This is a genomic window from Bacillus atrophaeus, assembly GCF_001584335.1.
Classification (GTDB): domain Bacteria; phylum Bacillota; class Bacilli; order Bacillales; family Bacillaceae; genus Bacillus; species Bacillus atrophaeus.
In genome coordinates, this window is record NZ_LSBB01000001.1 from 622,547 (window position 1) to 642,311 (window position 19,765).

The following is a 19,765-nucleotide window of genomic DNA, read 5'->3' on the forward strand; positions in this document are numbered from 1 at the left end:
ACGGCAGGGGGAGAAAAGATGAGTGTGAGTGAAACGCATGATATTCAGCTCGTCATTATAACTGGAATGTCGGGAGCGGGAAAAACTGTTGCCATTCAGAGCTTTGAGGATCTCGGCTATTTCTGTGTCGATAATCTGCCGCCTTCATTACTTCCGAAATTTTTAGAGCTGATGAAGGAATCAAACTCTAAAATGAGCAAGGTCGCGCTTGTGATGGATTTGCGCGGCCGTGAATTTTTTGACCGGCTGATCGAGGCGCTGGATGAAATGGGGGAAAGCCCCTGGATTACGCCGCGCATTTTATTTTTAGACGCGAAGGATTCCATTCTCGTGACACGATATAAAGAAACAAGGCGTTCGCATCCGCTGGCGACTACCGGCCTTCCGCTTGAAGGAATCGGAATTGAACGTGAGCTGCTTGAGGAACTGAAAGGCCGTTCCCAAATGATTTACGATACGTCTGACATGAAGCCGAAGGACCTGCGGGAAAAAATTGTAAATCACTTTGCGACAAATCAAGGTGAAACTTTTACAGTCAATATTATGTCGTTCGGATTTAAATACGGTCTTCCGATTGATGCAGATCTCGTCTTTGACGTCAGATTTTTGCCGAATCCTTATTACATTGAGAGTATGCGGCCGCTGACGGGGAAGGATGAAGAGGTGTCCTCTTACGTCATGAAATGGAATGAAACGCAAAAGTTTAATGAAAAGCTTATTGATTTGCTGAGCTTTATGCTGCCGTCTTATAAACGGGAAGGAAAGAGCCAGCTCGTCATCGCTATCGGATGTACAGGCGGACAGCACCGCTCAGTCACGCTTGTCGAATATTTGGCTGACTATTTTAAACAGGATTACTATACTCATGTCACTCACCGGGACATTGAAAAGAGAAGCCGTAAATAAAATGGGACAGAAGCCGAAAATCGCAATCTTTGGCGGCGGAACAGGCCTTTCGGTTTTACTGAGGGGCTTAAAGCATAAGCCTGTTGATATTACTGCAATTGTAACGGTTGCCGATGACGGCGGGAGCTCAGGGCGTTTAAGAGACGAACTGCAAATTCCGCCGCCAGGTGATATCAGAAACGTGCTTGCCGCTTTATCCGATGTGGAGCCATTGGTTGAAAACCTGTTCCAGCATCGCTTCAACAAAGGGAGCGATTTGACAGGCCATTCACTCGGAAACTTAATTCTTGCAGCGATGACGAATATAACCGGTGATTTTTTTCACGCTGTGACAGAAATGAGTAAGGTGTTGAATGTCCGCGGGAGAGTGCTGCCGGCTGCCAATACCAGTGTCATCCTTCACGCTGAAATGGAGGACGGCCAGGTGGTATCCGGAGAATCCACGATTCCGTCATACGGACAGCGCATTAAGCGGGTTTTCCTTACACCCGAAAAAATTGATCCGCTGCCGGAAACTCTTGAAGTGATCCGGGGAGCGGACTTGATCATTATCGGTCCAGGCAGCTTGTATACAAGCATTCTTCCGAATCTGCTCGTTCCGAAGATCGGTGAGGAAGTATTAAAGGCATCAGCGAAAAAAGTATATATATGCAATGTGATGACCCAGCCTGGCGAAACGCTGAATTACAGCGCCGCCGACCATGTAAAAGCGCTGAATGATCATATGGATCGTCCATTTATTGATACGATTTTAATAAACAATGAGGATATTCCTGACGAAATAAAACAGAAGTACGCAATGGAATTGGCGCGCCCTGTTGATTTCAATGTCGATGATCTGAAGACGATGGGGCTCGAGGTCATCAGAGACCGCATCGTAACTTATAAAAATGACGTAATTCGTCACGATACACATAAAGTGGCTTCTCTTCTCGTGGATTTATTGAAAGAATAGAAGCCTTGAAATGAGGTGGCTATATGTCATTTGCATCAGAAACAAAAAAAGAGCTGACCAATCTTGAAGTGAAGGACTGCTGTTCAAAAGCAGAGCTTTCAGCGCTCATTCGGATGAATGGGTCTTTATCGTTTTCCAACCGCCATCTTGTGCTTGATGTCCAAACCGAAAATGCGGCGATCGCCCGCCGCATTTATACATTGCTGAAAAAGCAGTATGATGTGTCGGTCGAGCTGCTCGTCAGAAAAAAAATGCGGCTTAAAAAGAATAACGTCTACATCGTGCGCTTTTCAGAAAAAGCAAAATTGATATTAGAGGACTTAAAAATACTCGGCGAGAATTTTGTGTTTGAACGAAATATTTCCGAGGAGCTTGTCAAAAAAAGATGTTGCAAGCGCTCTTATATGAGAGGAGCATTTTTAGCTGGAGGCTCTGTCAATAATCCTGAGACCTCCTCTTATCATCTGGAAATATTCTCTCTCTATAAAGAGCACAACGATTCCTTATGTGAACTGTTGAATGAGTTTCATTTGAACAGTAAAACATTGGAACGGAAAAAGGGCTATATCACATATTTAAAGGAAGCTGAGAAAATCACCGAATTCCTGAATGTCATCGGAGCCCACAATTCTCTGCTTCGATTTGAAGACGTCAGAATCGTCAGAGATATGCGTAACTCCGTGAACCGACTCGTCAATTGTGAAACGGCAAACTTAAACAAAACCATCGGGGCATCGCTCAGACAAGTGGAGAACATTAAATACATCGATGAAAGAATCGGGCTGGAAGCACTTCCTGACAAGCTCAGAGAAATTGCGCAGCTTCGGATAGATTATCAAGAAGTAACACTCAAAGAACTAGGGGAAATGGTCACAAGCGGAAAGATCAGTAAGTCCGGTATCAACCACCGTCTAAGGAAACTTGACGAAATCGCAGAACAGCTGCGAACGGGGCAAACCATCACTTTAAAATAAACCGTACAGAAAAGGGGAGATCTTATGGTTCAGCAGAAAGTGGAAGTGCGATTAAAAACGGGATTGCAAGCACGCCCGGCTGCATTGTTTGTACAAGAAGCAAACCGATATACATCAGATGTATTTCTTGAGAAGGATGGGAAAAAGGTCAACGCGAAAAGCATCATGGGGCTGATGAGCCTTGCGGTAAGCACAGGCACTGAAGTGACCTTGATTGCAGAGGGAGAAGATGAACAAGAAGCTCTTGAAAAACTTACTGCTTACGTTCAGGAAGAAGTTTAAGCGCATGCAGGGAGGTCCGGAAGATGAACGAATTTTTGAAAGAATGTTATACAAAAATAGGCTGGGATCAGGATACACTGGCTTTTGACGACCTTCCTCGTTTTTTAACAAAACTGGCTTATCAGCTTCCATTTGAAAATCGGGCCGTTTTGGAGAAACATCAATATGATATGTCCAGGGACGGCTTATGGAATCACATTGTGAAAGAGCGGCATGGAGGCCTTTGTTACGATCTGAACGGATTTCTTTACTATGTGCTCTATGAAGCGGGGTTTGATGTCAGGCTGATTAGCGGCACAGTCTATACTCAAAAGGAAGGCCAGTGGGCGTTAGAGGGAACGCACGCCGTTGTTCTGCTATCTACTGAAGAAGGCGATTATATCACCGACATCGGTTTTGGCGTTAATCTCGCTTTGCAGCCAATTCCTTTATCAGGAGAAACCGTGGAAGCCGCCACAGGCAAATACCGAATCATAGAACAACAGACAGAAATGGGCAGCCATGTGCTTGAGATGGACAAAGGAGAAGGCTGGCAGACGGGATACGCTTTCACCCTCAAAGAAATAGAGGCTGATGACCTGTCAGCTATGAGAGACATCATTTATCATCATGACCTGTCACCCTTTAATAAAAAGCCGCTCGCTTCCAAACTGACGCCTGACGGACATTTGGTTTTGACAGAGAATCATCTGACTGTGAACCGGAAGAACGGTGAATCTGCCAAAGAAAATATTCATGCCTCAGATTTTGGCCGGAAGCTGGAAGAACACTTTTTCAAGCAATAATGCAAAAACGGTTATCCCTAGGGTAACCGTTTTTTTGACGCGCATCTACCTGATCCGTGTAAATGTTTCGTAATGATCTGTTGTTTTGTAAATCAGCCAGTCGCTGGAGTACAGCAGCCGATCGGCGTTTCTGAAGCCAGATGTATAATTGATATCGGCTTCACGCCAAGTGCGGCCGCTTTTTGCCGGCAGCCTGCCTTCACGGTTGCTGAATACATCACCGCCAATGCTTTTTCCCGGCGCTACTTCTGCCAAATTGCCCTTAGAAGCCACCCAGCCAAGCGCCTGGGCTTGTGCCTTCGTGATATAATTGTCTGGAAGCTTTTTGTACGTCAGTAAATAATCAGCAACGCCGTCAAAGGTGTTAATAACCTGAGCTGATGCAGCGGCTGATTCCATTGATCTCTGTTCTGCTTTCGCATCTGGTGAAAACAGCATACTTGTCATTGAAAACAGCAGCATCATACATACAGCAATCCGTGATAAGCATTTTTTCCTCAATTAACCTTCCTCCTGTCTTTAATGAATTTCAAGAGGTATGAGGCTCTAACGATGTTTATCTATTACGTATTGTAACAGCAACGAATTGAAATAAATTAATTTTTCTGAAAAATAATTCTTTTCGACTAGCATTGGGCTAAAAATAACAGGAACACTTTGAGAAAAAAGGGGATAAAAGATGTACAGTATATTGCTTGTTGAAGATGATACACGGATAGCCTCTTTATTGTGCGGACATCTGCAAAAATACGGCTACCATGTGCAAATAGCTGAGAAGCTGAATCAGATTAAAGAAGAATTTACGGCTATGAAGCCGGATCTTGTACTGCTTGATATTAATCTTCCTTATTTTGATGGTTTTTATTGGTGCAGGCAGATCAGAACGATCTCAAACGTTCCGATCATTTTTATTTCCGCGCGCACGGACGAGCTGAATCAGGTGATGGCCATTGAACACGGCGGCGATGACTATATCACAAAGCCGTTTCATCTGGAAGTGGTGCTCGCAAAAATCAAAAGTGTGATGCGCCGGACGTATGGGGAGTACTCTCCCTCAATCTCACAAGAATCAAAAGTAGTAGAGATTGGTGAATTATATATCTATCCGGATAAGTATGAAGCGGAATGGAAAAACAATCGAATGTCATTCTCGCAAAAAGAGTTTCAGCTTCTGTCCATTTTCGTAAAAGAACATAAAAAAATTGTGACAAGGGATGAATTGCTTGAGGCATTGTGGGATGAGATTGATTTTGTGGATGACAACACATTGACGGTGAATGTCAATCGCTTGAGAAAAAAGCTGGAGAATGCGGGCTTACAAGAGGCTATCACTACGATAAGAGGAAAGGGTTATAAATTTGAAATAAACCGGAAGGATGAACAAGAGTGTTAAAGACCTATTTGCTTGACCGCATTGTCATTATTCTCTTTTCCTTTTTGAGTATAGGGGCTGCCATGCTGATCGCTTTTTTTAGCATAACGGAAAGCGGCGCAGAGCTTTCATTAGAAAACTTGATCTACCTCTGGGTTCTCCCTGGCGTGTTATTGGCTGTCGGTTTTACTGCGGATTATATCAGGCAATATTCGTTTCTCACATTTTTGAAAAGCTGCGCGGACCAAGCGGATTCGCCGGCTTATAACATGGGGGCCGCATTGTCGGCCCGAAATCCCCGCACGAGGGAGCAGGCGGTATGGACTGATATTTTGAAAGAGCTGAATCAGCAGTACGATAGGCAGATCGCACAATATATGAATAAACAAAAACAGCATCAAACATTTATTAATCAGTGGATTCACCATATGAAAACACCGGTCTCCGTCATTTCCATGATGATACAGGAAGGCAAAAGAATGGATTCGCCATCAACTGAAGTTTTCTTAGAAGAGCTTGAAGCTGAAAATGAGCGATTTCGTCACGGGCTGGAAATGATGCTGCAGACCGCCCGGCTTGATGAATTCGCCTTTGATGTAAAGCCTGAAACCTTTGATGTGGCGGGGCTCGTCCGAAGTCTGATCAATAAAGAGAAGCGGCAGTTTATAAAACGGCGTATATTTCCGGTGCTGGAAACGCCTCAAGTGCCTGTGAACATTTCCAGTGATCAAAAATGGCTGGCCTTCGTATTAGAGCAGCTTCTTTTTAACGCGTTAAAATATTCTCATCAGGGCTCGGGAGACAGCATTTTAATCAGTATTCAAGAGTGCGGGTCTGAGGTTCGTTTGTCGGTGGCTGATGAAGGAATCGGCATTCCCGACCATGACCTTCCCCGGGTGTTTGAGCCGTTTTTTACCGGTGAGAATGGAAGGAAAATGTCACAGGCGACCGGAATGGGCCTCTATTTGGCAAAGGAAGTCTGCCATCAGCTCGGACATAGGCTGACCGCCGAATCAGAGGAGGGGAAAGGAACGGTGATGACGATCGTCTTTTCCAGCGATACTCTTACTATGTGACAATATTGTAAGGTACAGCGACCGGTTTGAAAGAAAGTTCGATGGGAGGCTGCTGACTTCCTTTTTATAATAAAGAAAAAGGAGGCGCAGAACACATGAAAGTATTAGAAACAAAAAAACTGTGCAAAACGTATTATTCAAATAAAGGAACACTCAATTATCAGGCGCTCACCGATTTTGACATCAACGTCGATAAAGGAGAATTTGTCGGCATCATGGGGCCGTCGGGAAGCGGAAAAACCACGCTTTTGAATTTGCTGGCTACCATTGATAATCCGACTCAGGGTGAGATGATGATCAACGGCATTCAGCCGAAAACGTTAAAGGATCAAGAGCTGGCTCTGTTTCGCAGAAGAGAGCTGGGCTTTGTCTTTCAGGACTTTAATCTGCTTGATACGCTGACGATTCGGGAAAACATCCTGCTTCCGCTCGCATTGGACAAAGTAAAGCTGAGTGAAATGGAAAACCGCTTAGATGAACTGGCAGATACCCTGCAAATCAAACATATTTTAGACCACCGTACATACGAAGTGTCGGGCGGCCAGCAGCAGCGTGCGGCCTGCGCAAGAGCCATTATTCATAATCCGGCACTGATATTGGCGGATGAACCGACAGGCAACCTTGATTCAAAGTCTGCCAAACAGGTGATGAACACGCTGGCTCAGTTAAATGAAGAAAAGGAAGCAACGATTCTATTGGTTACGCATGATGCTACAGCGGCAAGCTTCTGTAAACGGATCGTCTTTATTAAAGACGGAAGATTTTTTTCAGAGATCCGCAGGGGAACGAATCAGCAAGTGTTTTATCAAAGTATCCTAGATACCCTGAGTGTGTTGGGAGGCGATTTTCATGAATTTGAGAACCATCGCCCGTAAGAACATTATTGGGAATCTGCAAAGATATGTTGCCTACTTTTTAAGCTGTGTGTTTGCCGTCTCGGTGTTTTTTGTCTTCACCTCTTTTATTTTTCACCCGGATGTGACGGAAGACAATGTGTATGGCGGAAGCCTTGTAAAAACGTGTTTGAGCGCGGCTCTTGTCGTCATTATCGTGTTTTGTATATTCTTTATTTCTTATTCCAATTCAGCGTTTCTGCAGGCGAGAAAGAAAGAGTTTGGCTTGTTTACGCTGTTCGGGACATCAAAGCAGCAGCTTCGAAAGATGATTTACTATGAGCAGTCGCTGATTTCTCTTGCGGCTATTGCGGCCGGTATCGGAACGGGGCTGTTATTTTCGAAACTGTTTTTTATGATCATGACATGGATGCTCAGCGTGAAGGTGCCGATCTCGTTTGCGATTGTACCGAAAGCGTTTGTGCTGACGGCTGCCGGTTTTCTTATATTATTTCAAGTCCTGCTCATTTTATCGCTGGGACAGATTCGCAAGCTTGAAATCATAGATTTGATTAAATCCGCTCAAAAACCTAAAAGTTTACCGGCCTATTCGAAATGGCTTTCTGTGCTGTCTTTGCTTTGTCTGGCGGGCGGTTATTATCTGTCTGCCACAGCCAATGCGATCGACATGATGTTTCGTGTCTTTCCGATTTTGATTTTAGTGTTAATCGGCACGTATTTCTTCTTTACACAAAGCAGTGTCGCGTTTTTCCGCATGCTGTACAGAAAGAAACACAGCTTTTACAAAGGAACCAATATCATTGTGCGTTCCAACATGATATTTAGGCTGAAGGATCATTCACGCATGCTGTTTTTAACCTCTGTCATTACGGCGGTCATTTTAACCGCTACAGGAGTCATCTATATGTTTTATGCTGATTTAGAAAGGCAGGAGGAGCAAAGTATTCCTCAATCTGTTGCCTGGGTGGAAAAAGACGCTTCCCGCTTTCAGGTTATGAAGCCTGAGACGGCTGAGAACACATTGAAAAAAGCAGATGCTGACATCAAGTATAAGGTGAATGCCACAGGAATTCCTGTCACATTTCAATCAGATTTGCCGTATGGGAACAAGAAAGCGGAAGCAGAGGCTTTGCTGATTTCAGAGAAAATCTATAATCAAGTCGCAAAGGAAAAAGGTTTCCCTGTTATTCATTTACAAGAAAATGAAGCGTTTATCAATGTCCCGTTTCAGATGATGGTAAAAGACACGTTCAGAGAAGGGGAAAAAGCAGCATTTCATATAAAATCAGGAAAATCACTTTCCTATGTCATGAAAAAGCAGCAAAACAAAGGGATATTGATGTCAGTCGGAGGAGTCAGCCGTTTATTAGTTGTCAACGAAAAAAGCTTTGACAGCCTGACACAGGAGGTGCCGCTGAAGGATCAGACGAGAGTGGTAGGCTATGAGCTTGAGCATTGGAAGGAGACGGTGGATGTCTCTGAAAAGCTTGAAAACATGGTGCCGAAAGAACATACATCTGATTTTCAAACGCGTGCCCCGAGTTTTCAAATGGTGAAGCAGGGAGTCGCATTAATGCTGTTTATCGGTCTGTTTGTCAGCGTGCTGTTTTTTATCGTGCAAGGAAGCATGCTGTATTTGCGGATGTTTACTGAAATAGAAGATACGAGAGTGCAAGTGTTAGCATTAAAGAGAATGGGGATTACGGACAAAGAGATTCACTCCATCCTTGGTAGACAAATTGGATTTTTGTTCTTCATCCCATTTATCGCGGGCACGATTCACGCAGGTTTTGCTTATGTAGCGTTAAGCAACATGCTGAATGCAAACTTATTTCTTGAGGCCGTAATTGTCATTTTCACTTATTTTGTGTTCCAGGCTGTTTATTATATCGTCACTCGTCATATTTACAAGCGTGCTGTTCTCCAGCATATGTAATATGAAATCCGGTCTGTATCAGACCGGATTTTTTGATTTACTGAAATTCTCTTGTCAGATTTCTCGGTGTATTCCCTTGGATGGCTGCGATCATGTTTTCGGCAGCCTGTTTACACATATTGAAGCGTACTTTCGCTGTTGCTGAGCCAATATGCGGCAGTAAGGTGACGTTGTCGAGCTGCAAGAGCGGATTGTCTTTTGCGACTGGTTCTTCTTCGTACACATCTAAACCCGCACCGCGAATCCATCCTTCTTGAAGGGCACGGATGAGCGCTTTTTCATCAACCGTCTTTCCCCGGGAAATATTGACGAAAATTGCGGAATCCTTCATCAGCTTAAATTCACGTTCCCCGATCATGTGATACGTTTCGTCAGTCAGCGGAGTAATCAGCAGAACAAAATCTGATTGCTCCAGCAGTGTGTCAAGCTCAGCGTATTTGACGCCGATGCTTTCTTCAGTTTCTTGTTTGCGATGGCGGTTATGATAAAGCACGTCCATATCGAAACCGAATTTGGCGCGTCTGGCCGCTTGCTCGCCGATCCTGCCCATGCCGATAATGCCTAATGTTTGATGATGGACGTCAATGCCGAAAAGTGCTTCTTCCTCAACTGTCCCCCATTTACCGGCCCGGACGAAACGGTCCAGTTCAGCAACACGTCTGGCAGATGAAAGAATTAAAGAAAAGGCCAGATCGGCCACTGTGTCATCCAGTGTATAAGGCGTATGAGTGCCGACGACGTTTCTTGCTTTCATCGCTTCTATATCAAAATTATCATAGCCTACGGATTGATTGCTGACGACCTTCAGCTTAGGAGCATGTTCAAGCAGCTCGCTGTTGATGGACGGCCCTGATGTTCCAGTAGTTAAAAGCCCTTCAGCATCTTTCATTTTCTCGAATAGCACCTCTTGTGGAAGTGTATCCTCCTGCCATATCTCATAGCGGCAATGCTCGCCGATCATCTTCTCAATATCTTCAGGAATCGGTTTTGCGATAAATACAAATGGTTTCAAAAAGGCTCCCCCTTTATATTGCTGTTGTCTATTTTATTATATCGGAAATAAATAGAAGTTAAAAATTATGACTGCGTTTATCATATTTCTGGTTCTTTTGAACTTAAAATGATTCGCGAGAATAAAAATAAGACGTTCTCTGATTAAATAAGTTTTTAAATTATCTGAATTCACCTATATTTTTTGTCAGACAATTGCTAGCAAACCTCTTAAAGCAGGATTATAGGATTGAATGAATATAAATTTTATTATCTTTGAAAGATATAAATTTTTATGATTTTTAATTTACAGTTCATTTATAGTGTCTTTTTTTGAAAGCCTTTTTGCTGTCTGTTCCTATGCTATAATTCCTTACTGTAGGCTAGGAAAGAAGGCTTGCAATATCATATGGATGGGAGATGAAATTGAATGGTTTCATTAACAACGATTTTGGAACACAATGATCAATTTGTCAGGGAGAAGAAATATGAACCTTACAAAACGACAAAATTCCCTACAAAAAAGCTTGTCATTGTCACCTGTATGGATACAAGGCTCACTGAACTTCTTCCTCAAGCAATGGGGCTTAAAAACGGCGATGCTAAAATTGTGAAAAATGCAGGAGCCATCGTTTCCCACCCATTCGGAAGTGTCATGCGCAGCATATTGGTCGCCATTTATGAATTACAGGCTGAAGAGGTTTGTATTATTGGCCACCATGAGTGCGGAATGTCAGGGCTGAATGCTTCGTCCATTCTTGAAAAAGCAAAGGAACGCGGAGTGGAAGAAAGCTGTCTGAACTTGCTGAATAGCGCCGGCTTGGATTTGGAAACTTGGCTGACGGGTTTTCACAGCGTAGAAGAAAGCGTTACCCATAGTGTGAATATGATCAAGAATCACCCGCTGTTACCAGAAAAGTTTCCAGTTCATGGACTTGTCATTCATCCCGAAACAGGCAAACTTGATGTTGTCATTAACGGTTATGAAACTGAGTTAATAAAGACTAATTCATAAGGGAGGTTATAACGTAATATGCGATTCTCAGGGAGATACAAGGGATACAATTTACAGAAATTTCAGAAAGACCTGATTGCAGGTATAGTAGTAGGAGTTGTGGCAATTCCTTTAGGGATGGCTTTTGCCATTGCCTCGGGAGTCGAGCCTGAATACGGGCTGTATACTGTTGTCGTCGCAGGGATCTGTATTTCTTTATTTGGCGGATCGAAATTTCAAATTGGCGGTCCCACAGGCGCCTTTGTGCCGATATTGTTTGGCATCGTGATGCAGTACGGACTCGAAAACCTATTGATTGCGGGGTTTATGGCAGGAGTAATGCTGGTGCTGTTCGGCCTGTTTAAACTCGGTAAAATTATGAAGTTCGTTCCGAAACCAGTCATCATCGGCTTTACGGCCGGTATCGCGGTATTAATATTCACTGAGCAAATCGCTAATTTTTTCGGATTGAGAAATGTGGAAAAACATGAGAACTTTCATCTGAATATGTTTGAAATTGCACAGAAGATCGGCACATTTAATTGGTATGCTATTTTGATTGCGGTTATTGCACTCGCCATTTTGCTTGTGTCTGCCAAATTGATGCCGAAAATTCCAGGTGCTCTGCTGGCTTTGCTTATTTCAACGATGGTTGCAGTTGTGTTTTTCCCTGATCACATGGCAACTATTGGCTCCACATATGGGGAAATCCCGCGTCATTTGCCAGAGTTTCAATTCCCGGAGTTTACACTGGATAAAATGGTGATGCTGTTTCCGGCCGCGCTTGTCATCGCTCTTCTCGGAGGTCTTGAGTCGATCTTGTCTGCAATGGTAGCTGATAACATGAAGGGGTCGAAACATGACAGCAACAAAGAGCTGGTCGGCCAGGGAATTGCCAATATGGCTGCGCCTCTGTTTGGCGGAATTCCGGCTACCGGAGCTATCGCAAGAACGGCAACCAATATTAAAAATGGGGCGGTTTCGCCGGTGTCGGGAGTCGTTCATGGCGTCGTTGTGCTGCTCGTGCTGCTTGTATTCGCACCATATGCTTCCCATGTGCCGCTTGCGAGCATGGCGCCGGTTCTGATGGTCGTGGCGTGGAATATGAGTGAACGGAAGGAAGTCGCGAATGTGCTGAAGCTAAGAAACGCCGATTCCTTCATTTTAGCAGCAACCTTTATCTTAACGGTTCTTTTTGATTTAATTATTGGTGTGGCAACGGGATTACTGCTGGCTTTTGTGTTCTTTATCAGAAGAATGAGCGAGGCGACCCGCATTCACAATCAGGAATCGCATCCCGTCATGGCCAAAGCCGCAAACAAACAGCAGGGAGCCGATGCTTCTGTCAGCATGTATTCTATTGAAGGACCGCTGTTTTTCGGATCGATTGATTCACTGGAATCATCCCTGTTAGAGCGTGTCCAAGAGAAACCGAAGACCATGATTTTACTTATGAATAAAGTGCATTATATGGACACGTCCGCCGAAGCGGTCTTGGTGAATATTATGAACAGAATGAAACGGAATAACGGTAAACTGATGATCGTCGGCCTGCAATCCCAGCCTAAAGAGCTTCTGCATAAAACAGGCCTCTTCCACAAAATAGGCAAGCAGCATTTCTTTGATCATCAGGATGAGATCACAGGTTAAAAAAACGGCCATTGCGGCCGTTTTTTCATGCGTTTTCAAATCGTTTTGTCAGTTTATCTTGATGGGCTTTCATCACGTCTTCTAAAGACACATCGTACATATCGGCGAGAATGGCGATATTCCCGATGACGTCGCCCATTTCTTCAATCAGCTCTTGCTTTTGCTCAGCACGAGTCGATTGTTTTTCATCCGGACGGTCTCTGCCGATTTCATAGGCTCTTACAGCCCTCGCCAGCTCTCCAGCTTCCTCCATTAAAAACCCCACCCGTATGAAAGGACCGTACTCTGTCCAGCCTCTTTTTTCATAAAAATCCTTCATCCATTTTTCAGCTTCAGCCAACTGCAAAAAAATCACTCCTGTAACTTTTATAAATGATGTTGATATTATCTCATACGCATGGGACAATATATAGTGTAGTTTTTATGTTTTTATACAATATATTGATTTGGAGATGGCGGGATGAAAACAATTTGTGTATTTGCAGGATCGAACCCGGGAGTCAATGAAGAGTACAAAAGAAAAGCGGCGGAACTGGGAGCGTATATGGCGGAGCAAGAGATAGGCCTTGTTTACGGCGGTTCCAGAGTCGGTCTTATGGGCACGATAGCCGATACGCTGATGGAACATGGGGGAAAGGCGATTGGAGTTATGCCGAGCGGTCTTTTTTCCGGGGAGGTTGTCCATCAAAAGCTGACAGAACTGATTGAAGTGAACGGAATGCATGAGCGAAAAGCGAAGATGAGCGAACTTGCCGATGGATATATCGCCATGCCGGGCGGTTTCGGTACATATGAAGAATTATTTGAAGTGCTTTGCTGGTCGCAAATCGGGATTCACCAAAAACCAATCGGGCTTTATAATGTCAACGGGTATTTTGAGCCAATGATGAAAATGATTAAATACAGCATTCAGGAAGGTTTTTCAAACGAGTCACATTTAAAACTCATCCACAGCTCCTCCCGTCCGGCTGAATTATTACAGCAGATGAGAGACTACGCTTACCCGATTTTAGAGAAAAAGTGGACAGAGATTTAAAAGACTGATATGAACTTGTTTTCATTGCCCGCGGTGGTTTTTTCTGAACTGGCGGGCTGAAACATTCATGAAAAGAGGCGGGGGTATGAAAGGGAGCTGGAGTGTCGGTATTTTGCTTTTCGATGATGTTGAGGTGCTTGATTTTGCCGGCCCGTTTGAGGTTTTTTCAGTCACGGCTGTTACTGATCAAAAAGGGGATGAGCGCAAACCGTTTTCCGTCAAAACAATTTCAGAAACAGGGGAACCGGTAAAGGCGAGAAACGGCTTGACTGTCAGTCCTGATTATTCCATTGAGCAGGCACCGGCATTTGATATTCTGATTGTGCCGGGCGGACCGGGAGCTAGAAATACAGAAATACATAATGATCGTCTGATTGATTGGATCAAGGAACGGTCTGCGTCTGTTGAATTATTGCTGTCCGTTTGTACGGGAGCGCTTCTTTTAGCAAAAGCCGGGCTGCTGGACGGTAAAAAAGCAACCACACACTGGGCAAGCTATGACAGGCTGGAACAGGAATTTCCGGAAGTTGAGGTTGTCAGAGAAGTAAAGTATACGGATGGAGGGCATATCGTCACCTCAGGCGGAATATCGGCGGGGATCAACATGTCTTTTCATATTGTAAGGAGGCTTCTCGGAGAACAAACCGCAAAGCAGACCGCGAAACGAATGGAATACGATCATCCGTTTGGATAAAGAAGAGCTGCCTGTTAAGGCAGCTCTTTCATCTTATTTCTGTTCTTCAGTGTTGCGTGTCAAAACCTTATCAATCAAGCCGTATTCCATTGCTTCTTCGGCTGATTTGAAGTTATCGCGGTCAGTATCGCGCTCAATGACTTCAAGCGGCTGGCCTGTGCGTTCAGCAAGCACTTTGTTTAATTTGTCGCGAAGCAAGAGAATGCGTTTCGCAGCAATCTCGATTTCCGTTGCCTGACCTTGCGCTCCGCCAAGCGGTTGGTGAATCATAACTTCACTGTTAGGAAGCGCATAGCGTTTGCCTTTTTCTCCGGCAGCAAGCAGGAACGCACCCATTGATGCAGCCATACCGATACAAATTGTAGACACCTTTGGCTTAATAAACTGCATGGTATCATAAATCGCCATACCGGCAGTGATGGAACCGCCCGGGCTGTTGATGTAAATAGAAATATCTTTTTCAGGGTCTTCTGCTTCTAGGAATAAAAGCTGTGACACGATGGAGTTCGCAACGTTGTCATCAATCGCAGATCCAAGCATGATGATACGGTCCTTCAATAGACGAGAGTAAATGTCATATGCTCTTTCCCCGCGGTTCGTTTGTTCAATGACTGTAGGTATTAAATTCATAATGCTCCTCCTTCACCTTTTAGGTAAGTATGTAGTTACATGATACATTTTTGGTCAATAAAGGTCAAACAAAAAGCTGACTAAAAACAAAAAGAAGTATCTTTTCACCATTTTTCCCAAAATAAAAGGCGTTCAAACCATTGTATTATGGTTTATGAAGAGAAGTGAATCTTTATGTGAGCAAGTTTGTGAAAAGGCAAAGGACCAGAAATTATAGGGTTGTCATCCGCCGTAAAATCCCGTATAATAAGTTGTGCTGACGTTGTAAGAAATTTTTATTTATATGCGCTCGTAGCTCAGTTGGATAGAGCGGTGGTTTCCGGTACCACGTCTGCCGGGGGTTCGAATCCCTCCGAGCGCGTCCAATAGAACAACAGGAAAGACAAGGATTTTGGCGATTTGCCGTCCTTGTCTTTTTTTATGTAAAAAGAAATCGCGAACCTTTCGTTAGATGTACGAGCAGGGATTACTTACTGAGTCATCGAATAATGCTTGTTAGTTACACATAAGGAGGATCACTTATGACTGACAAAACAATATTTATCGACCAGCTGGCTGCCTGTTATGATCAAAATACTTGGTTTGTTTCATTAAAGCATGCAATTGAAGGTTTGTCCGAAGAACAGGCACAATGGAAAAGTGTCAGCGGAACAAACTCTATACAAGAAATCATGAATCATCTTAATTTTTATAATGAGCGTTATTTACTTCGTTTTAAAGGAGAAGAAGTATTGTCTTCTAAAGGTGATAATAACACAACATTTCATGCGGGAAAAACGTCTTGGCATGACACCGTTGAAAACATGGAGAGCATTTTCCTCAGCTGGCGGGAGGAATTACATCAGAGTGAGGACGAAAAATTCACTTCTGTTGCTTATATAAACGATGACGAACCATGGTCCTCTGTTCTGACCCATCTATTTCTTCACAATACCTATCATATCGGACAGATTCTTCATATCCGCAAAGAACAGGGCAGTTGGGATTCTGCTAGGGGTGTACACTGAATGTCATGCGTCTCATTGCCGCATGATTCTTCAGAACAGCATAAAAATACCAAGAGCGCTGGCCCTTGGTATTTTACTGATTATTGTTATGATCTATTCTGCTTCATTGTCAAAAACTCTTTCTGAAAAATGCACATTCTGATGGCATTATGGTAAAATCCGTCGACGAAAAATTCGTCTTGCAGCTCGCTTTCCATAGAAAAACCGGATTTCTTATAAAGGTGAATGGCTTTTGTATTTTCTTCGTCCACGATTAAATAAAGTTTGTGCAGATTCAATACTGAAAACGCGTAATTCATCGCCAAATAGGTCGCGATGACTGAGTAGCCATTGCCTTGATAACGCGGATCAATAATGATTTGAAACTCTGCTCTGCGGTGGATATAATCAATCTCGACTAATTCAACCAGTCCGACCATTTCTGTGTCTTTTTCCACAATAAAGCGCCGTTCACTTTGGTCATGAATGTGCTTGTCATATAAATCCTGCAACTCTACAAACGCTTCATAAGGCTCTTCAAACCAATAAGACATGATTTTCGCATCATTATTAAGACGGTGGACAAATGCCAAGTCTTCTCGTTCTAACGGACGCAATTTAAGCTGGTTATGCATGGGAATATCCTCCAATGTGTATAAGTTATGATGTAAGTCTTAAGCCGATGACGCCGACGAGTATGAGACTAAGGGAGATCAGCTGTGAAAGGGTAAACCGTTCTTTAAACCATAAAAACCCGACTGCTGTAACTCCGATGCTGCCCACTCCGGTCCATACGGCATAAGCAACTCCTGCTGGCAAGACCTGCATGGCTTTTGAAAGGCAGTAAAATGATAGAATAAAGCCGAAACACATCACGATGATGGGCCATTTTTTTCTTGTGCCGTCTATATATTTCATTGCAATTGCAGCTATAATTTCCTCTATGCCGGCAATGAATAATAACAACCACGCCATTACTGTTCACCTCTTGATTGATTGTTTTGCTCTTTGGTAAAGAGTTTCATTCCTAAAATTCCGAATAACAGCAAGGCTAAAAAGAATAATTGGCCTGCGGAAAAGGGTTCGCCTAAAAAGATTCCCGTTACGTAAGTGCCGACTGTCCCAATTCCGACAAAAACGGTATAAGCGGCTGTCATAGGTATTTTTTTGTAAGAACGAATTAACAAAATAAAGCTTACTGCAATCAACAAAAAGATAATAATCCAATCGAATAGCGAATCCGCGTATTTAAGGCCCGAGGCCCATACGACTTCTAAGAAACCGGCGATGAAAACAAGTAACCAATACATTTGAAACACCTCTGTAGTTTATGAATGAACGTCAGTCATTTTATAGGAAGCAAAAAATAAGCAGGACAACCCGCTCAATTTTTATGCGGTAAGTAAGCTTCTTTTTAAGAATGTAAAGATCTCCTTCTTAAACACTTCGATATTTTCCTCTTGTTCAAAACCGATATAAAACCGTTCAGCTGTATTTTCAACCAGGTTTATAATCGTTCTGGCCGTCCATCTCACATTAATATCGCTAATAATTTCGTTGTTTTCAACAGCTTTCTTAATGATACCCTCAAGCCAAGAATAATACGGCTGATAGATGGCTTCCCATTTTTCCATGGAATGGTCAATAGCAAGACCGGAGTAACAAAGAACAATAATATCTTTATGAAGGTTCGTAATATTGAATGTCTCGTCGATTAAGATATCTAAGACAGACCAGAAATTTTCGTTTCCGTTCATTTTTTCTTTGATCTGATCTAAAGAGTGTGTCAGAAGATTCTCTGCGATAGCCGGTATAAGAGCATTTTTAGATGAGAAATACAAATAAAATGTACCCTGTGCAGTCCCGGCTCTTTTCACAATATCTGAAATGGAAGCCTTATCTAATCCTTTTTCAGAAATGACTTCAATGGCCGCGTGCAGTATTTTTTCATATTTCCCTGACGTGTGTTTTGGCATAGTGAAGATCCTCCTAAAATGAATGACTATCATTCATTTTATCTTAAAGCTGTTTTTTTGTAAACAAAAGAAGTAAGATTTCACTCTTACTTCTTCTGTACCAATTATTTATCATAATCAATGGCCGCTTTCGGAAGGCCCGTATACTTCGCCCAGTAATAAATTCCGAGCGAGCCGATGCCGACTAAGATGAGATCAACAGGATTGCTGATGATGCCTAAACCGTGTCCAAAGGAGCCGATATAAGAAAAGATCAGCATCATGATGTAAAAGCCGACAAGCCACCAGGCCGATTTAAGCTGCTGCGCTAAGCTGACATCTTCCTTCGGCGCATACTTGTTGAAGCAGAGATAAATCAAAAACATGACAAGCTGTGAGCCAAGAAGCCAAGAAACGGTATTCCATCCGGACCAATACACGATATAGGCTGTGAAAATAAATGAGAGCGGCCCGATGATACTCATTCCTTTTAAATAAAACGGCCTGTTTAAGTCTTTTGCGTTTACTCTCAATGCAGCAGAAGAAATTGGTGCGATGGCATATGAAAGAATTAACGCAACAGAGCAAACATTGACGAGTGCATTCCAGGAAGGGAAGGGAAGCGTCCAGAAAATAGCCAAGCCGAACGACAGCCATAGTGAGGCCCGGGGTGTTCCCGTCTCCTTATTCACCTTCGAAAACACATGAAATAACGTGCCGTTCCGCGCCCAGGCGTAAACGAGACGCGAGGTTGTATTCATAAAAATATTTCCGTTGCCTCCCGGCGATAAAATGGCATCTAAGATGACTAATGTAGCAAGCCAACCTAATCCGAGCATGACCGCGATATCTTTAAACGGCAATGAGAACTCCCGTCCGATCGCCGGCCAGCCGTGTTTTAACGTCTCAGTCGGAATCGCTCCGATAAAAGTAATCTGAAGGATGGTGTAAATGATTGTTGAGACGATGATACAGATAATTAAAGCGATCGGGATGTTGCGCTTTGGATTTTTCACTTCACCTGCAACAGCCACAATCGGGTGCAGCCCGAGGTACGCAAACATGACGCCGCCGGTGGAAATGGCTGCCTGAATGCCGGTAAAACCAAATGGAGCAAACCCGCCGGCTGACATATTGCCCGGTTGAAAATGAAAGATTAACACAATGATGATGGTGACCGGAACAATGTATTTAAAAATAGAAATAATGAAGTTCGCTTTTGCAAAGGTTTTGACGCTCCAATAATTCAACAGAAAAAACAAGCAAAGTAAGGCGAATTGCAAGATCCAGCCGGCGATGGTCGGAGAGTCAGACCCTTTCACTGTCAGGCCGGGAAACCAATAAGCCACATACTGGCGGACTGCCGTTACTTCAATTGAAATCAGGCTTGTATAAGCTACAATCGTTACGAAGGAAATTAAATAGCCTACAAGGTGGCCGTGTGAATAGACAGGATATCTGATAATTCCTCCGGTACGGGGCAAGGCAGCACCAAGCTCTGCATAAACCAAACCGATTAACAGGATGATGGCACCCCCGAGGACCCAGGAAAAAGCGCCTGACGGACCTGCTTTGGAAGCGACATTACTGACAGCGAACAGCCACGCTGAACCAAAGATGGCCCCCATTCCAATCAGAATAAGATCAAATAGCGACATGGATTTTTGGAAATTTCCTTGTTTAGACATCC

Annotated in this window: 23 protein-coding genes and 1 tRNA gene; 15 read left to right on the plus strand and 9 right to left on the minus strand. The window is 43.5% G+C overall.

Annotated features, from left to right (window positions below; translation table 11 throughout):
* The first annotated feature begins 18 nt into the window (after window positions 1–18).
* From rapZ to AXI57_RS03090, 5 genes are read left to right on the plus strand one after another with little or no spacing between them, the layout of a single operon-like run.
* On the plus strand, window positions 19–906 hold the full coding sequence (gene rapZ / locus AXI57_RS03070) for an RNase adapter RapZ (RefSeq protein WP_010790026.1): 888 nt from the start codon (window positions 19–21) through the stop codon (window positions 904–906).
* Window position 907: 1 nt separating this feature from the next.
* Complete coding sequence (locus AXI57_RS03075; protein WP_003326795.1) at window positions 908–1,861, plus strand: gluconeogenesis factor YvcK family protein; 954 nt, start codon at window positions 908–910, stop codon at window positions 1,859–1,861.
* Window positions 1,862–1,884: 23 nt separating this feature from the next.
* Window positions 1,885–2,835: a DNA-binding protein WhiA gene (gene whiA / locus AXI57_RS03080; RefSeq protein WP_003326796.1), complete on the plus strand. Its 951-nt coding sequence runs from the start codon at window positions 1,885–1,887 to the stop codon at window positions 2,833–2,835.
* Between the two features lie 24 nt (window positions 2,836–2,859).
* Window positions 2,860–3,117, plus strand: coding sequence for an HPr family phosphocarrier protein (locus tag AXI57_RS03085; RefSeq protein WP_003326797.1), 258 nt, complete (start codon window positions 2,860–2,862; stop codon window positions 3,115–3,117).
* A gap of 23 nt (window positions 3,118–3,140) precedes the next feature.
* Window positions 3,141–3,902 (plus strand): arylamine N-acetyltransferase, encoded by a 762-nt coding sequence (locus AXI57_RS03090; RefSeq protein WP_061669202.1) that lies wholly within the window; start codon window positions 3,141–3,143, stop codon window positions 3,900–3,902.
* A gap of 45 nt (window positions 3,903–3,947) precedes the next feature.
* Here AXI57_RS03090 and AXI57_RS03095 read toward each other — a convergent pair whose 3' ends face one another.
* Entirely contained in the window at window positions 3,948–4,340 is a 393-nt protein-coding gene (locus AXI57_RS03095) for a ribonuclease (RefSeq protein WP_370499865.1), read from the minus strand.
* A gap of 241 nt (window positions 4,341–4,581) precedes the next feature.
* On the opposite strand from AXI57_RS03095, the gene AXI57_RS03100 reads away from it, so the two are divergent.
* The 4 genes from AXI57_RS03100 (at window position 4,582) to AXI57_RS03115 (ending at window position 9,140) form a co-directional block, all read left to right on the plus strand.
* Entirely contained in the window at window positions 4,582–5,295 is a 714-nt protein-coding gene (locus tag AXI57_RS03100; RefSeq protein WP_061669203.1) for a response regulator transcription factor, read from the plus strand.
* The gene (locus AXI57_RS03105) at window positions 5,289–6,350 is read left to right on the plus strand and encodes a HAMP domain-containing histidine kinase (protein ID WP_003326801.1); all 1,062 of its coding nucleotides are present in this window, start codon (window positions 5,289–5,291) and stop codon (window positions 6,348–6,350) included. Before AXI57_RS03100 ends, AXI57_RS03105 begins: the two co-directional genes overlap by 7 nt.
* Before the next feature lie 95 nt (window positions 6,351–6,445).
* A complete protein-coding gene (locus AXI57_RS03110; RefSeq protein ID WP_061669204.1) occupies window positions 6,446–7,225 on the plus strand; it encodes an ABC transporter ATP-binding protein in 780 nt (259 codons plus the stop codon).
* On the plus strand, window positions 7,200–9,140 hold the full coding sequence (locus tag AXI57_RS03115) for an FtsX-like permease family protein (protein ID WP_061669205.1): 1,941 nt from the start codon (window positions 7,200–7,202) through the stop codon (window positions 9,138–9,140). The genes AXI57_RS03110 and AXI57_RS03115 overlap by 26 nt, the downstream gene beginning before the upstream one ends.
* A 37-nt stretch (window positions 9,141–9,177) precedes the next feature.
* Here AXI57_RS03115 and AXI57_RS03120 read toward each other — a convergent pair whose 3' ends face one another.
* Window positions 9,178–10,152, minus strand: coding sequence for a 2-hydroxyacid dehydrogenase (locus tag AXI57_RS03120; protein ID WP_061669206.1), 975 nt, complete (start codon window positions 10,150–10,152; stop codon window positions 9,178–9,180).
* 408 nt (window positions 10,153–10,560) lie between these two features.
* Between AXI57_RS03120 and AXI57_RS03125 the strand changes: the two genes are divergently transcribed.
* On the plus strand, window positions 10,561–11,145 hold the full coding sequence (locus AXI57_RS03125) for a beta-class carbonic anhydrase (RefSeq protein ID WP_010790017.1): 585 nt from the start codon (window positions 10,561–10,563) through the stop codon (window positions 11,143–11,145).
* Window positions 11,146–11,163: 18 nt separating this feature from the next.
* A complete protein-coding gene (locus AXI57_RS03130) occupies window positions 11,164–12,774 on the plus strand; it encodes a SulP family inorganic anion transporter (protein WP_003326807.1) in 1,611 nt (536 codons plus the stop codon).
* 25 nt (window positions 12,775–12,799) lie between these two features.
* Here AXI57_RS03130 and AXI57_RS03135 read toward each other — a convergent pair whose 3' ends face one another.
* A complete protein-coding gene (locus AXI57_RS03135; protein WP_003326808.1) occupies window positions 12,800–13,120 on the minus strand; it encodes a MazG nucleotide pyrophosphohydrolase domain-containing protein in 321 nt (106 codons plus the stop codon).
* Between the two features lie 114 nt (window positions 13,121–13,234).
* Between AXI57_RS03135 and AXI57_RS03140 the strand changes: the two genes are divergently transcribed.
* Entirely contained in the window at window positions 13,235–13,810 is a 576-nt protein-coding gene (locus AXI57_RS03140) for a TIGR00730 family Rossman fold protein (protein ID WP_061669207.1), read from the plus strand.
* Between the two features lie 85 nt (window positions 13,811–13,895).
* Window positions 13,896–14,504 (plus strand): DJ-1/PfpI family protein, encoded by a 609-nt coding sequence (locus AXI57_RS03145; protein WP_061669208.1) that lies wholly within the window; start codon window positions 13,896–13,898, stop codon window positions 14,502–14,504.
* A gap of 33 nt (window positions 14,505–14,537) precedes the next feature.
* Here AXI57_RS03145 and clpP read toward each other — a convergent pair whose 3' ends face one another.
* On the minus strand, window positions 14,538–15,134 hold the full coding sequence (gene clpP, locus AXI57_RS03150) for an ATP-dependent Clp endopeptidase proteolytic subunit ClpP (protein ID WP_003326811.1): 597 nt from the start codon (window positions 15,132–15,134) through the stop codon (window positions 14,538–14,540).
* Window positions 15,135–15,419: 285 nt separating this feature from the next.
* Here clpP and AXI57_RS03155 point away from each other — a divergent pair.
* Together AXI57_RS03155 and AXI57_RS03160 are read left to right on the plus strand one after the other, a co-directional pair.
* Window positions 15,420–15,495 (plus strand) — tRNA-Arg (locus AXI57_RS03155).
* A 160-nt stretch (window positions 15,496–15,655) separates the two neighbouring features.
* Window positions 15,656–16,141, plus strand: coding sequence for a DinB family protein (locus AXI57_RS03160; RefSeq protein ID WP_061570755.1), 486 nt, complete (start codon window positions 15,656–15,658; stop codon window positions 16,139–16,141).
* 86 nt (window positions 16,142–16,227) lie between these two features.
* Here AXI57_RS03160 and speG read toward each other — a convergent pair whose 3' ends face one another.
* The 5 genes from speG to aspP form a co-directional block, all read right to left on the minus strand.
* Entirely contained in the window at window positions 16,228–16,755 is a 528-nt protein-coding gene (speG, locus tag AXI57_RS03165; RefSeq protein ID WP_003326814.1) for a spermidine N1-acetyltransferase, read from the minus strand.
* A gap of 25 nt (window positions 16,756–16,780) precedes the next feature.
* Complete coding sequence (locus tag AXI57_RS03170; protein WP_010790012.1) at window positions 16,781–17,095, minus strand: DMT family transporter; 315 nt, start codon at window positions 17,093–17,095, stop codon at window positions 16,781–16,783.
* Window positions 17,095–17,430, minus strand: coding sequence for a DMT family transporter (locus tag AXI57_RS03175; RefSeq protein ID WP_061669209.1), 336 nt, complete (start codon window positions 17,428–17,430; stop codon window positions 17,095–17,097). The genes AXI57_RS03170 and AXI57_RS03175 overlap by 1 nt, the downstream gene beginning before the upstream one ends.
* Window positions 17,431–17,511: 81 nt before the next feature.
* Window positions 17,512–18,096 carry a TetR/AcrR family transcriptional regulator gene (locus tag AXI57_RS03180; protein ID WP_003326817.1) on the minus strand — a complete coding sequence of 195 codons (585 nt, stop codon included), beginning with the start codon at window positions 18,094–18,096 and terminating at the stop codon, window positions 17,512–17,514.
* 104 nt (window positions 18,097–18,200) lie between these two features.
* On the minus strand, window positions 18,201–19,763 hold the full coding sequence (aspP, locus tag AXI57_RS03185) for an aspartate/proton symporter AspP (RefSeq protein ID WP_003326818.1): 1,563 nt from the start codon (window positions 19,761–19,763) through the stop codon (window positions 18,201–18,203).
* Window positions 19,764–19,765 lie beyond the last annotated feature (2 nt).